The sequence below is a fragment of the Kribbella caucasensis genome (assembly GCF_004361855.1).
In the GTDB taxonomy this organism is placed as follows: Bacteria; Actinomycetota; Actinomycetes; order Propionibacteriales; family Kribbellaceae; genus Kribbella; species Kribbella caucasensis.
The window spans coordinates 66,429-79,067 of sequence record NZ_SNWQ01000022.1 but is presented as its reverse complement, the minus strand read 5'-3'; the positions used below and the strand labels follow the sequence as shown (position 1 = coordinate 79,067).

Below are 12,639 nucleotides of genomic sequence, written 5' to 3'. Positions count from 1 at the left end.
TGCCCGAGATCTGTGACGCGCTCGAGCGCGTCGGCATCGTGGAGCCGTTTCCGATCCAGGAAATGACGCTCCCCATCGCGCTGATGGGCACTGACCTGATCGGTCAGGCCCGGACCGGAACCGGTAAGACCCTCGGGTTCGGCATTCCGTTGCTGCAGCGCACCATCTCCCCCGGCGAACCCGACTACGAGGAGCTCGCCGCTCCCGGCAAGCCGCAGGCGCTGGTCGTCACCCCGACCCGCGAGCTGACCATCCAGGTCGCCAAGGACCTGGAGACCGCGTCCACGGTCCGGACCGTGCGGGTGCTGACCATCTACGGCGGCGTGGCGTACGAGCCACAGCTCGACCAGCTGAAGAAGGGCGTCGACGTCATTGTCGGTACGCCGGGCCGGCTGCTCGACCTGGCGAACCGTGGCGTGCTCGACCTGTCCCACATCAAGGTGCTGGTCCTCGACGAGGCGGACGAGATGCTCGATCTCGGCTTCCTGCCCGATGTCGAGCGGATCCTGCGCAAGACGCCCGAGCTGCGTCAGACGATGTTGTTCTCGGCAACGATGCCGTCGGCCGTGATCACCTTGGCCCGCACGCACATGCGGCACCCGCTGAACATCCGGGCCGAGTCGCACGACGATTCCCAGATCGTGCCGGCGACCGCGCAGTTCGTCTACCGGGCACACGATATGGACAAGCCCGAGGTGGTCGCGCGGATCCTGCAGGCCGAGGACCGTGGCCGGGTGATGATCTTCTGCCGGACCAAGCGGGAGGCGTCCCGGCTCACCGACGATCTGGCCGACCGCGGGTTCAAGGCCGCCGCGATCCACGGTGACCTGAACCAGCAGGCGCGGGAGCGGGCCCTGACCCGATTCCGCGGCGACAAGATCGACGTACTGGTCTGTACCGACGTCGCCGCGCGCGGAATCGATGTCGAGGGCGTCACGCACGTCGTCAACAACACCTGCCCCGAGGACGAGAAGACCTACATCCACCGGATCGGCCGTACCGGTCGCGCCGGGGCGAGCGGGATCGCCGTCACCTTCGTCGACTGGGCGGACGTGATCCGCTGGAAGACGATCAACAAGGCGCTGGATCTGCCGTACGACGAGCCGCAGGAGATCTACTCGACGTCGCCGGAGCTGTACCACGATCTGGGTATCCCGACGGATGCCAAGGGCCGGATCAAGCCGGCGCGGGAACCCGAGCGCGAGGAGAAGCCGAGGCGCGAGAAGCCGGCCCGGCGGACCGAGGGCCAGGAGACAGCCCGGCGGACCGAGGGCGAGGAGGCCGGCGATCGTTCGGCCCGAAGCAAGCGCAACCGGAACCGGCGCCGCACCCGCAGCGGCCGGTCGCTGGAGGGCGTTGTCGGCGAGGCAACCGAACAGGTCGAGGAGAAGTCCGAGGCCGACGTGACGGCGAAGACCCAGGTCCCGCCGACGCCGGAGTCGTCCACCGAGGCCGCTGAGGTAGCGCAGAGCACCGAGCGCAAACCCCGCCAACGCACCCGCCGTCGTCGTACCAGCGAAGCCGCGGACGCATCCACCACTGGCGCGGCCGGTACCACCGCCGCCGGCGCGACCGAAACCGCCGCTGGTGGGTCGACCGAGGCCGCCCCGGTGGCTGAGGCGACTGCGGTTGAGGTAGCGACGGAGGCCAAGCCGGCCGAGTCGGCCGCTGAGGTCGAGGGATCGGCGGAAGCCAAGCCGGCCAAGCGGACCAGGTCTCGTACCCGCAAGACCGCGGAGCCGAAGCCGGCCGACGCCGAGGCAAGCGCACCGGAAACCGCCCCGGCCGAGGCGAGCGCCACTGAATCCGCGCCGGCCGAAGCGGACGCTCCCGCAAAGGCGCCGGCCAAGAAGACAACCCGAGCGCGGAAGACGGCCAAGGCGACGGCACCCAGCGAGGAGCCGGCCACCAAGGCAGCGCCTGCCGAGAAGAAGCCGGCGAGGAAGGCAGCGACCGCCACCAAGAAGACGGCGGCCAAGGCACCCGCACCCCGGACCGCGCCGACCATCCCGACCTTCACCGCTCCGGAGTAGCAAACACACCGGTACACCAACCATGCCGCGCTGAGTGGTTGGAGATGTGCGGGGTGTAGTGGCGAGATCAGTTCGTCGCCGGGTCGTGGCTGAAAGGTGATCGGGGGGTGCAACACCGGGGCCGGGGTGGGCCGTCCTTCGTCCGACAGTGGTCGGAGAGGGAAAGGTGTGGCGATGACGAGGACGCGTATCACGGCCGCGGTGGCGGGGGTTCTGCTGACCGCGGCCGTTGTGTTGTCGGGTTGCAGTGCAGGCGGGGACGAGGCCAGTACGTCCGGCGCCGCGGCTCCACAGAACGACAGCAGCGGCAGCGGGGAGTCCAAAGAGGGGACCACCGACGGGAAGGCAGCACCCGGTACGGACGGGGCAGGTGGCGCCGCGCAGCAGCCGACTGTGACCCGCGCGATCATCAAGACCGGTTCGCTCACGGTCGAGGCCGACGACGTGGACAAGCAACGGCAGGCCGCGATCACCGTGGTCACCGGACTGCGCGGTCTGGTCGCCTCCGAGGACACCGGTGGCGACGCAGACGGCAAGATCACCCGGGCCAACCTGGTACTCAGGGTGCCGACCGCGTCGTACGAGACCGCGATCCAGCGGTTGTCGGTGCTCGGTGTACGGACCGCCATCCACCAGGAGTCCAGTGACGTGACCGAGCAGGTCGTCGACGTGGACAGCCGGATCGGGTCGCAGCGCGCGAGCCTGGAACGGATCCGGACCCTGCTGGCCAAGGCGAACACGATCGGCGAGATCGTCTCGATCGAGACCGAGCTGACCCGGCGGGAGGCGGATCTCGAATCGCTGCTGGCGAAGCAGAAGGCGCTCGCCGATCAGACCGAGCTCGCCACCCTCAACCTCCTCCTGGTCAAGAAGAACGGGCCGGTGCCGCAGGACGTGGTGAAGAACGACACCGGATTCGTGGCCGGTCTCAAGGATGGCTGGAACGCCTTCACCGCAACGTTCTCCGCGCTCGCGACAGGAGTCGGCGCGGTGCTGCCGTTCGCGATCCTGTTCGCCCTGATCGGCGTACCGATCTGGCGCTTCCGCAACCGCCTCCGCCGTACGCCGGGACCCGTGCCCGCTACGGCAACCGCGACCGCCGGTTCGGGTCTGCCGAAGCACCCGGACGGGCCGGACGAGGCCTAGAGCAGCCGGACCAGGTCTAGACCAGGCTGGTCGCCAGTTCGCGGTACGCCGTGGCTCCGGGCGTCGAGGGGGCCGTGGTGAGGATGGTGTGGCCGACGGCGGGGGCTTCGGCGAAGCGGATCGACTTCGGGATCGCGGGGGCCAGGACGGTCAGCGAGTAGGTGTCCGCGATGGTCTCGAGGACGGTGCGGGCGTGCGTCGTACGGCCGTCGTACAGGGTCGGGAGGACACCGAGGACCTCCAGGCCCGGGTTGGTCAGGCGCTGGACATCGTGGACGGTGTCCAGCAACTGACCGACACCACGATGGGCGAGGGTCTCGCACTGCAACGGGATCAGTACGTCGGACGCCGCCGACAGACCGTTGACGGTCAGTAGCCCGAGTGTGGGCGGGCAATCGACGATGATCCAGTCGTACGCCGACGCCAGCGGGCGCAGTGTGGTTCGCAGTACCTGCTCGGGACCGGCCTCACGCGCCAGCTCCAGGTCGGCCGTGGCCAGCTCGATCGTCGCGGGCAGCAGATCCGGGCCGTCGTCCACGGAGACCAGCACGTCGCGCGCCTTCACACCGCCGAGCAGGACATGGTGGATCGACTTGTCCAGGTCCTCCGGATCGATGCCGAGCGAGAACGTGAGGCAGGCTTGCGGATCCAGGTCCACCAACAGGACGCGCCGGCCGAGCTCGGTCAGGGCAGCGCCGAGCGTGGCCACCGTGGTGGTCTTGGCTACGCCGCCCTTCTGGTTGGCGACAGCTAGTGTGCGAGGCACCCGGCCATTGTGCCGCACGGTCGAACAGCGGCCGATCCGGGTGTCTCAAAAGTTCAAGCATAGTTGAAGTCTCAGCTTGATCGGGCCGTCGATCCGGGGTGCGGGACCACCAGCGGATACCGTGTACCTGTGAGTACGCCGCGCACGCTGACGTTGCCCGACGGGGTGCACCCCGCGAACCTCGAGACCGACCGTGGCACTTTCGCCACCCTGATGGCGGTGCCGGACGTCGGTACGCCGCTCGGCACGGTGCTGCTGGTTCCCGGCTGGACCGGGAGCAAGGAGGACTTCACGCCGTTGGTGGATCACCTGGCCCGGTACGGCTGGCGGACCGTCGCCGTCGATCAGCGCGGCCAGTACGAGACCCCGGGCCCGGCCGACCCCTCGGCGTACACGCTGGCCGCGCTCGGCGCCGACGTGGCCGCGATAAGCGAGGCGCTCGGCGGATACAGCCAACTGGTCGGTCACTCGTTCGGCGGGCTGGTCGCGCGGGAGGCGGTGCTGATCGAGCCGAGTGTGTTCTCCACGATCACGCTGCTCTGCTCCGGGCCGGGTGCGTTCACGGACCAGGTGACGCTGCAGGGGCTGCAGTTGCTCGCGTTCGGGCTGGACAACCTGCCGATCGAGCAGGTGTACGACATGAAGCTGTCGCACGACAGCGAGGCACCGCAGTACATCGCGCCGCCCGCGGACATCGCCGAGTTCCTGCGCGAGCGGTTCACTCAGAACGTGCCGATCAGCCTCGCGGAGATCACCCGCCGGCTGATGGACGCCGAGGACCGCACCGAGAAGCTGGCCGCGTCGGGCGTCCGGGCGCAGGTGCTGTACGGCGAATCCGACGACGGCTGGCCGCTGCCGGTGCAGGACCGGATGGCGGAGCTGCTCGGCGTCCGCCCGAAGGTGATCCCGGACGCCGCCCACTCCCCCGCGATCGAACAGCCCGCAACCACGGCCCGCCTCCTCACCGAGTTCTTCCACGACCGCTGAACTCCATGAGTCCGGGGTGAGTTTCTGCCCGCTCAGAGGCAAAACCTCACCCCGGTTGCCGCGAAAACCCTCCCCGGTTGAGGCATGGCGGAGGGGACAGGGCGGGTGTGGGGGAACGCAGTGCCCGGGCGGATGGGGTGTGGTTGTTGCGGACGGAAGCAACCAAAACGGGGTGGGGGACGTCTTCACTCGCGTGAGGTTCCTTCGTGAGTGGGGGTGAGGTGGGTCCGGCGACGGTGAGTCCGCGACATACCGAGTTGGTCCTGGGGGATCTCGGGCGGCTGCGGATCTCGGTGGCGCCGGCGCCGATGGCGAGCCTGGTGTCGCTCGTGGTCGACGTACTGGGTGGGCCTCGGCAGGGGGTCGCGCCGGAGTGGCTCCGGACGATTCGCGACAGCTTGCCGGGGGACGCGGCGCAGGCCGTACTGCCCATGTTCGACCGGACCAGAGCACTATTGCCGGACTGCCTCACCCCACTCGGCATCAACGGCGAGCCGGTCGCGGACCAGCTCGCCCAGGTCGCGGACGTGACGCCTGACGTGCTGAGCGAAGGTGTCGAGCAGCTGCAACCCGGCGAACCACCACTGCCCTGGCGCGGCGCGCTCCGACGCCCGACGCAGTGGCTGGAGCAGTACGTGAAGGTCCTCAACGCCGCGTGGGAGGCGTACGCACCGATCTGGAAGCAGTCGACCGGACTGCGCACCCGCGAGACCGAGCGCATCGGCGCAGCCTCCGTGACGGGCGGCCTCGACGTCCTGCTGAGCAACCTGAGCCGCCGTGCCCGGTACGCCGATCGCACGCTCTACCTGTCCGACCGGCATCCCTACCGGGTCGAGTTGAACGACCGGCCGGTCACCCTGGTCCCTCTGGTGTCCGGTACGAGCGCGTCGGTCTTCAACCTGGACGAACCCGACAGGGTCTGGCTCGGCTATCCCGTTCCCGGCCTGACGCGGCTCGCGGACAGCCCGGGCGCGGCCAACCACATTGCGGACAGCCCGGACAACCTCACCCTGCTGATCGGACCGATCCGCGCGGCGATCCTGCGTGCCCTGGACCACCCCAGCAGCATGGGCCGCATCGCCGAACACCTGAACGCCGGACCGAGCACTGCGACGTACCACTGCGTCCAGCTCGCCGCGGCCGGCCTGGTGACCCGCCAACGCGTCGGCCGCGAGGTGCGCATCCAACGCACACCCCGCGGCGACGCCCTGGTCGACCTGCTCAGCTGACGCCCGCAGTACGGTCAGTTTGCTGGCTTGATCACCGGATTGAAGTCCAGCTTGTCCAGCCCGATCGAGCGGAAGGCGTCGACGACCTTCTCGTCAACGATGCGCAGGCTGATGGTCACCGGCGTGTCGCCGATGCGGGTTCCGACGCCGAGGATGTCCAGATCCAGATCGTCAAGAGGTAAAGCTGCCACCGCGGCTCGCAGCTGGTTGATCTCGGTCTGGCTGAACCGAACCTTCGTCACGCAGAGGTTGCCGGCCACGAGAGGGTCGATCGCCGTCCGGATCTGGTCGAGGTCACCGTGAGCGACCCCGATCATCAGCACACTCGGCTTATTGGGCGGCGCGCCGGGAGTCGCATCTGTCGGCGACCCCTCCGGCCAGCTGATCCACGGCGCCTGCAGCTCGCCGGGCCGCGCCTTGATGAAGGCGTCGACGGCCGGGGTGATCGAGTCGGCGGCGTACGCCGGCTTCCAGCCGCCTGCCGGGGGTGAGCAGGGCACCTTCTCCGGCGCGCCCGGACCGCGTGGGGGTGGGGACTGCTGCTCGACTGAGATCTTCCCACCACTCCAGATCCCGACCAGGTGAGCTCTGCCGGTCTTGACCCCCAGGATGGTCTCCAGCCCGGTCAGTCGGGCCACGTCGACACCGGTCACCTCGATCTGCTGCCCCGGGAGGCAGGCCGGCGGCCTGGGCTTCCCTTCGGGCAGGCCGACGGTAGGCACGGGAATGCAGTAGTACACCGGCGCTCCGGGCGCGGCGACGACCTGTCCGGTGACCTGCACCTTGTCGCCCGCGCGGACCTGCATCGGGTGTTCCCTGGGCGGCGTCTCATTGCTGGGGGCAACGGTCTCGTGGTCGCCGTTGCCGGGCAGCACGATCAGCGCCGCTGTGGCGATGGCCGCGACGCTCGCCGCGGCGAGCACGGGCACCCAGCGCTTCGGCTCGCGCCACTTCGGTTTGCGCGGTCCGGTGATCCGCTGGAGATCCGGCTCCGGCGCGGGCGGTTGCCCCGCCCGCCACCGAGCTCCGGCCTGTGCCAGCAGGTCGTCGACCTCGTCTGTAGGCTTCATTCGCTGACCTCCAGCAGGGAGCGCAGGCGGGCCCGCGCATCGGAAAGAGTTGACTTGACGGTGCCCTCGGAGCACCCCATCACCGCGGCCGTGTCGGCCACCGACAGATCGGCGAAGTAGTAGCAGTCCACCGCCAGCCGCTGCCGCGCCGACAACGTCCCCAACGCCTGATCCACATCCAGCCGCGCATCCACGTCCGGCCGCACTTCGGCCGCGTCGTGGTCCTCCAACGCGGCGACCGGCCGCATCCGCCGGGCCGCCTTCCGCGCCTGGTCCGCCGTGATCGCCAGCAACCACGCCGACGCCGAGCCCCGCCCCGCGTCGTACTGCTGCCGCTTCGTCCACGCCCGCGCCAACGACTCCTGCACGATGTCGTCCCGGTCCGCCCCGACCGCCAACCGGGCCGCCACCCGGGCCATCGCCGGCAGATGCGGCCGCACCCACTCGACGAACCCGGCCCCGTCGGCAGGCGGCACCACCTCGCTCACCTGCCCAGTCATCGTCGTCGGCACACCCTGTCTACCCGCTGCCCACCCTCTCCGGTTGGCCCACGCACCCACTTTCCTTCCAACGACCCCCACCACCCCAGGTCACCCCACTTATCCACAGATCCCGAAAACCACCCCACAGCCCGTCCCCCAATAACTACGTTCGAAGAAACGACGATCTGGGGGACCAATGCCACCCGACCCACCCGAACCAGCCGATCTGCACGCCCAGTTCTCCCCAGAACACCACCTCGACTGGGGCGATCCGATCCCGACGGCCGCGCAGATAGCGGCTGAGTTCGGCCCGGAAGCGACGGCAGAAAGCCTCGAACTCCTCTGCCGTCTGGTAACGCACCAGCGCGAGGTGACCCGTCAATTGCTGGATTCGATCCGCCCAGGCGATACCACTCACGAACTGGACCACCGCGTCAAATCGCCGTCATCCTTGGCTCGCAAGATCTGGTCGGCCTGGCACCGGAACCGTACGCCGCTGACAGACGATCTACTGCGCTTCACAGTGGTTGCCAAGAGCCCCGCACAGGTGGTCGAGTCAGCTCGCGAGACGGTCGATCGGCTGCAGGCTAACGGGTGGAGGGTCGAGTCCGCCCACCAGTCCTACGTCGACGGCAGCCGCTACAACGGCATCCACGCGATCCTGCGTGCCCGCGAAGACGTTCAGGTCGAGGTCCAGTTTCACTCGCCCGAGTCCATCCGCGTGAAGATGGCGACCACCCGTCTGTACCACGTCAATCGAGATCCTCGGGAAAGCAGAAAGACCCGCAATGAAGCGGCTACGGAGGCCATCAGCCTCTCGGCAGCGATGACCCAACCGGCCGGCCTCGTCGGATTGACACACCTCGGCGGCGTACCGGTCGAGGCAAGAAGCTACGGTTCTTCAAACCGGCAGACAAAGCAACGTCAGATGCGGCGTCCGCAGAACGCATCTGCCAGCAATAGACAATCGGATGACGACAAGCGCATCGAGAACGGCGGGATGGCGAAATGACACGGTTGTTTCTGGCCGGCGACGGCGAGCGAGCGGTCTGGGTGGTGGCATTGATCGACGAGGAGATCTGGACGTACGTCGCCAACACCGGGATGTTCCACAAGAATCAGGCGATGCGGGACGACTTCTTCGTGGGGAGCGACTTCACATACACGGAGATTGGCGTGCGCGAAGCTGCCCGCGCGATCGCAGACGGCGTGGGCCTCCTGGACGAGGAGAAGAGCACAGTCCCGCTGAGGACCTGGCGTGCCGACAGCAGCCCGCTTCCGCCTGAGACGGTTTTCGCCTCCGCCACGGCCGATCTCGACTGAGTCGCTGAGATGATGAGGCTCTTTCGCGTCATGGAAGACGACCGGATGGTCTGGGTGGCTGCGTTGGCCCACGAGAACATGTACGGATATGTCGCCAACACGGGTCGCTTCCACGATAACAATGCCTTGCGCAACGACTTCTACATGGACCGCGACTTCACCTACGCGGAGAGCGGTATCGCCGAGGCTCGCCGGTTGATCGAGACCGGGGTCGAGCCACTTGACGAGGAGGAGTACGCCGAGATCCTCGCGGAGTGGCGTGCCGATCAGCGGTCGCTGGATCCGACCGAGACGCTGTCGATGGCGGCCGGGCATAACCCGTGAGGGTCACTGAGGAGAACCGGGCGGCTGGCGGATCGAAGTACCGCTGCACTCATCCGCGTCGATCGCGGTGACGGAGACGACGACCCGGCCGTACGAGATCGAGCGCGATCGGCGGAGCCGACCAGGGATTCAACCTCAAGGAGGCAAGGGAACGATGAGCGTGTACGTCGTCCGGGACGACAGCGAGTTCCTCTGGATCGCGGCTGTGATTGCCGAGGACATCTATACCTATGTCCCGAACACCGGCAAGTTCCACCGCAATGACGGCCTCCGCGAGGACTTCTTCATGACCAGGAATCTGACGTACGAGGAAGTCACCGTCACCAAGGCCAAGGACGCCATCGACGCCGGCCTGACACCTCTCGACGAGCAGACCATGGCCGACCACCTGAGCAAATGGTCTCAGGATCCGGAAGCCCTCGACCCCGAACAGGTCTTCGCTTCCGTCATTGCCGACCTCCGCTGACCTCCCGATCTGACTCGTCTGTGGGTTACTTGTGGGCTTGGGCGTAGAGGTTGGTGATGATGGATTCGATGGTGGGTTCGGTGACTGTGAGGTCGACCAGGGGGTAGGTGGCGGCTATTTGGGCTACCAGAGGGGCCGCTGAAGTTGTGGTGGGGAAGGTGAGCCATTGGCGGGGGCCGTCGGTCTTGGTGACGGTGGTGCCGGGGATGGTGATGGGGGGATGGGAGGTGGCGAGGTCGATGATCAGGGTGCGGGGGGCGTTCTGGGAGGCGCGGAGGACGGGGAGGGTGCCGTCGAAGACCTGGTGGCCGTGGTCGATCACCATGACGCGGGAGCAGAGCGCCTCGATGTCGTCGAGGTCGTGGGTGGTGAGGATGATCGTGGTACCGCGTTCGGCGTTCACCTGGGCGAGGAACTCACGCAGCCGGGCCTTGCTGACGATGTCCAGACCGATGGTGGGTTCGTCGAGGTAGACGATCTCGGGATCGTGCAGCAACGCGGCCGCGATGTCGCCGCGCATCCGCTGGCCCAGCGACAACTGGCGCACCGGTACGTCGAGGAGGTCGCCGAGATCGAGGAGTTCCACGAAGGTGGCCAGGTTCTCGGCATGGCGCGCCCGCGGTACGGCGTACATCTTCTGCAGGACGGCGAAGGAGTCCTTGAGCGGCAGGTCCCACCACAGCGTGGTGCGCTGGCCGAAGACGACGCCGATGCGTTTGGCCAGCTTCAACCGGTGCCGCGACGGGTCCACGCCGGCCACCCGGATCGAACCGCTGGACGGGACGAGGATGCCGGTCAGCATCTTGATCGTGGTGGACTTGCCGGCGCCGTTCGGGCCGATGTAGCCCATCACCTCTCCTGGTTCGACGGTGAAGGACAGCCCGTCGACAGCGCGGACCTCCCGCCGGGTACGCCGTAGCCCGGTGCGGCTGGTCACGGTGAAGGCGCGGGACACGTTCTCCAATTCGATGACTGGCACGACTCAACTCCCTGTGCTGCGGTAACGACGGAGACCGGCTTGCCAGGCCAGCGACGCCAGCGCGACCATCACGACGGCGACCGCGGGCGCGAGCAGGCCGATCCAGGACGGCAGGCCCAGCGGGGCGGGTTTGCCCAGTACCTGGAGCACCGGGTAGTAGTTGACGAAGGCAAGCGGTACGACGAACGTGACCGCGCGGACGATGTCCTTGCCGAAGATGGCCAACGGGTACTGCGTCAACTGCTGGCCACCGTAGGTGAACGAGTTCGCCAGCTCGGCCGAGTCGATCGAGACGAACTGGAACGCCCCACCGAGCACGAAGATCGCGGCGAAGATGACCGACCCGGAGATCAGCGACACCGCGAGCAGCAGGACCTTGGCGACGGTCCAGTCGATCTCCAGGGCGGCAACGGAGATCACCAGGACGAGTCCGGCCTGCAGTGGTCGGCCGAGCCGGCGGAGTGCGAAGTTGTCCGCGGCGGCCTGCAGGAACGCGGACACCGGCCGGATCAGCCAGACGTCCAGCTCCCCGGTCCGGATCCGCTGCCCGATCCGATCGATCGACCCGATCACCAGGTCGGCCAGGCCGAGGGTCATCGACGCGGTCCCGTACAGCAGTCCCATCTCGGCCAGGGTGAAACCGCCGAACGTCTCGATGTGGCTGAACATCAGCAACACCGCGACGAAGTCCAGTCCGGTGACCAGCGCCGAACCGAGCAGCATCAGCGCGAACGACGCCGGGTAGGCCAGCGAGGACCGGATCCACATCACCACGAGCATCCAGTACTGCCCGGGCCAGGCCGTTGCCTTGGACAACCAGCTCTCTTCGGCCTTGGTGAGCGACTCAGCCACCCTGGATCACCACCTTCCGGGTCGCGAACACCGTCGCCAGGCTCCCGGCGGCCAGCAGGACGACGATCCACCCGAGCTGGAACGCAAGCGCCGAACCGACCCCGCCCGGATTGCGCCCGAGCCAGACGTCGATCGGCACCTGCAGGGTCGCCGCCCACGGTGTCGCCCGCGCGACCTCACCGATCCAGCCCGGGAACACCACCAGCGGCAGGATCGTCCCGGAGAAGAACAGCGACAGCACCATCGCCACGTGTTCCACCCCGCGCGAGTCGGTGATCCAGAACCCGGACAGCGCGACCAGATACCGGATGCCGAAACTCACCACCACCCCGAAGACCAGCGCGGCCGCCACCGCCACCCACTGCGCCGCGGAGGACGGGAAGTTCAGATCGAACACCAGCGACCCCACCAGCAGCGGAAGCCCGCCCCGCGCGATCAACTGGAACATGGCCCGCCCGGCGTCGACCGACAACCACCAGAGCATCAACTGGGTCGGCCGGTACAGGTCCACCGCGATCTCCCCGGTCCGGACCCGCTCCCCCAGCTCGACCGTCGTCGACGCGCCGAAGATCCCGATCGGCATCAGCAACCCCTGCTGCAACCAGACGAAGGTGAGCGCGTCGGACACGTCGTACCCGCCGAGGCCCGGCCGCAGCTCCCACAGCGTGAGATAGACGCCGCAGAAGATGAACCCGAAGACGGTATTGGTGAACGCGCCGGTCAAGGTGGCGATCCGGTACGTCGAGAACCGGCGGAACGAGCGCACCGCGATCGCCCAGTACACGCCCACCCGAACCTCCTTTCACTCTGTCGAGGCGGTGTCCGGGGGTCCAGCGGCACACAGAACTACCCCGGATCCATCAGGACCCGGGGGGTTCGGACACCACTGTGTCGGCACGCCGAAGAAGCTGCCGTTGTCAAGGGAAGAACAGCGACGCTACGCCGATCCGCCGACGGGCGTCAACTGCATTCCGCCGATCTG

The 12,639-nt window shown here is 67.9% G+C and carries 14 protein-coding genes; 8 read left to right on the top strand and 6 right to left on the bottom strand.

From position 1 onward, the window contains the following. Positions 1 to 62 precede the first annotated feature (62 nt). Together EV643_RS34655 and EV643_RS34650 are read left to right on the top strand one after the other, a co-directional pair. The gene (locus EV643_RS34655; RefSeq protein WP_133804425.1) at positions 63 to 2,033 is read left to right on the top strand and encodes a DEAD/DEAH box helicase; all 1,971 of its coding nucleotides are present in this window, start codon (positions 63 to 65) and stop codon (positions 2,031 to 2,033) included. A gap of 174 nt (positions 2,034 to 2,207) precedes the next feature. Continuing rightward, on the top strand, positions 2,208 to 3,179 hold the full coding sequence (locus tag EV643_RS34650; protein WP_238166006.1) for a DUF4349 domain-containing protein: 972 nt from the start codon (positions 2,208 to 2,210) through the stop codon (positions 3,177 to 3,179). Between the two features lie 16 nt (positions 3,180 to 3,195). On the opposite strand, the gene EV643_RS34645 is transcribed toward EV643_RS34650, so the two are convergent. Beyond that, entirely contained in the window at positions 3,196 to 3,945 is a 750-nt protein-coding gene (locus tag EV643_RS34645; protein WP_133804423.1) for a ParA family protein, read from the bottom strand. Between the two features lie 129 nt (positions 3,946 to 4,074). On the opposite strand from EV643_RS34645, the gene EV643_RS34640 reads away from it, so the two are divergent. Then, positions 4,075 to 4,932 carry an alpha/beta fold hydrolase gene (locus EV643_RS34640; protein ID WP_133804422.1) on the top strand — a complete coding sequence of 286 codons (858 nt, stop codon included), beginning with the start codon at positions 4,075 to 4,077 and terminating at the stop codon, positions 4,930 to 4,932. Between the two features lie 236 nt (positions 4,933 to 5,168). Beyond that, the gene (locus tag EV643_RS34635; protein WP_133804421.1) at positions 5,169 to 6,161 is read left to right on the top strand and encodes a winged helix-turn-helix domain-containing protein; all 993 of its coding nucleotides are present in this window, start codon (positions 5,169 to 5,171) and stop codon (positions 6,159 to 6,161) included. A gap of 14 nt (positions 6,162 to 6,175) precedes the next feature. Here EV643_RS34635 and EV643_RS34630 read toward each other — a convergent pair whose 3' ends face one another. Together EV643_RS34630 and EV643_RS34625 are read right to left on the bottom strand one after the other, a co-directional pair. Beyond that, on the bottom strand, positions 6,176 to 7,231 hold the full coding sequence (locus tag EV643_RS34630; protein ID WP_133804420.1) for a hypothetical protein: 1,056 nt from the start codon (positions 7,229 to 7,231) through the stop codon (positions 6,176 to 6,178). After that, positions 7,228 to 7,731: an RNA polymerase sigma factor gene (locus tag EV643_RS34625; RefSeq protein ID WP_133804419.1), complete on the bottom strand. Its 504-nt coding sequence runs from the start codon at positions 7,729 to 7,731 to the stop codon at positions 7,228 to 7,230. Before EV643_RS34625 ends, EV643_RS34630 begins: the two co-directional genes overlap by 4 nt. A gap of 178 nt (positions 7,732 to 7,909) precedes the next feature. Here EV643_RS34625 and EV643_RS34620 point away from each other — a divergent pair, with 178 nt between their 5' ends. The 4 genes from EV643_RS34620 to EV643_RS34605 all read left to right on the top strand — a co-directional run bounded on the left by EV643_RS34620 (position 7,910) and on the right by EV643_RS34605 (position 9,826). After that, entirely contained in the window at positions 7,910 to 8,725 is an 816-nt protein-coding gene (locus EV643_RS34620) for a nucleotidyltransferase family protein (protein ID WP_133804418.1), read from the top strand. Next, positions 8,722 to 9,036, top strand: coding sequence for a hypothetical protein (locus EV643_RS34615; protein ID WP_133804417.1), 315 nt, complete (start codon positions 8,722 to 8,724; stop codon positions 9,034 to 9,036). The genes EV643_RS34620 and EV643_RS34615 overlap by 4 nt, the downstream gene beginning before the upstream one ends. 9 nt (positions 9,037 to 9,045) lie before the next feature. Next, positions 9,046 to 9,360 (top strand): hypothetical protein, encoded by a 315-nt coding sequence (locus tag EV643_RS34610; RefSeq protein ID WP_238166005.1) that lies wholly within the window; start codon positions 9,046 to 9,048, stop codon positions 9,358 to 9,360. Positions 9,361 to 9,514: 154 nt separating this feature from the next. Further along, positions 9,515 to 9,826, top strand: coding sequence for a ligand-gated ion channel (locus EV643_RS34605; RefSeq protein ID WP_238166004.1), 312 nt, complete (start codon positions 9,515 to 9,517; stop codon positions 9,824 to 9,826). 25 nt (positions 9,827 to 9,851) lie between these two features. On the opposite strand, the gene EV643_RS34600 is transcribed toward EV643_RS34605, so the two are convergent. The 3 genes from EV643_RS34600 to EV643_RS34590 are packed head-to-tail and all read right to left on the bottom strand — an operon-like array spanning position 9,852 to position 12,447. After that, positions 9,852 to 10,805: an ABC transporter ATP-binding protein gene (locus EV643_RS34600; RefSeq protein ID WP_133804416.1), complete on the bottom strand. Its 954-nt coding sequence runs from the start codon at positions 10,803 to 10,805 to the stop codon at positions 9,852 to 9,854. Positions 10,806 to 10,808: 3 nt separating this feature from the next. After that, entirely contained in the window at positions 10,809 to 11,657 is an 849-nt protein-coding gene (locus tag EV643_RS34595; RefSeq protein WP_238166003.1) for an ABC transporter permease, read from the bottom strand. Next, the gene (locus tag EV643_RS34590) at positions 11,650 to 12,447 is read right to left on the bottom strand and encodes an ABC transporter permease (RefSeq protein ID WP_133804415.1); all 798 of its coding nucleotides are present in this window, start codon (positions 12,445 to 12,447) and stop codon (positions 11,650 to 11,652) included. The genes EV643_RS34595 and EV643_RS34590 overlap by 8 nt, the downstream gene beginning before the upstream one ends. Between the last annotated feature and the right edge of the window lie 192 nt (positions 12,448 to 12,639).

Coding starts and splice junctions, on each gene's coding strand:
- EV643_RS34655 (WP_133804425.1), top strand. CDS start 63: ATGACGCTCCCCATCGCGCTGATGGGCACTGACCTGATCGGTCAGGCC.
- EV643_RS34650 (WP_238166006.1), top strand. CDS start 2,208: ATGACGAGGACGCGTATCACGGCCGCGGTGGCGGGGGTTCTGCTGACC.
- EV643_RS34630 (WP_133804420.1), bottom strand. CDS start 7,231: ATGAAGCCTACAGACGAGGTCGACGACCTGCTGGCACAGGCCGGAGCT.
- EV643_RS34625 (WP_133804419.1), bottom strand. CDS start 7,731: ATGACTGGGCAGGTGAGCGAGGTGGTGCCGCCTGCCGACGGGGCCGGG.
- EV643_RS34620 (WP_133804418.1), top strand. CDS start 7,910: ATGCCACCCGACCCACCCGAACCAGCCGATCTGCACGCCCAGTTCTCC.
- EV643_RS34615 (WP_133804417.1), top strand. CDS start 8,722: ATGACACGGTTGTTTCTGGCCGGCGACGGCGAGCGAGCGGTCTGGGTG.
- EV643_RS34610 (WP_238166005.1), top strand. CDS start 9,046: ATGATGAGGCTCTTTCGCGTCATGGAAGACGACCGGATGGTCTGGGTG.
- EV643_RS34605 (WP_238166004.1), top strand. CDS start 9,515: ATGAGCGTGTACGTCGTCCGGGACGACAGCGAGTTCCTCTGGATCGCG.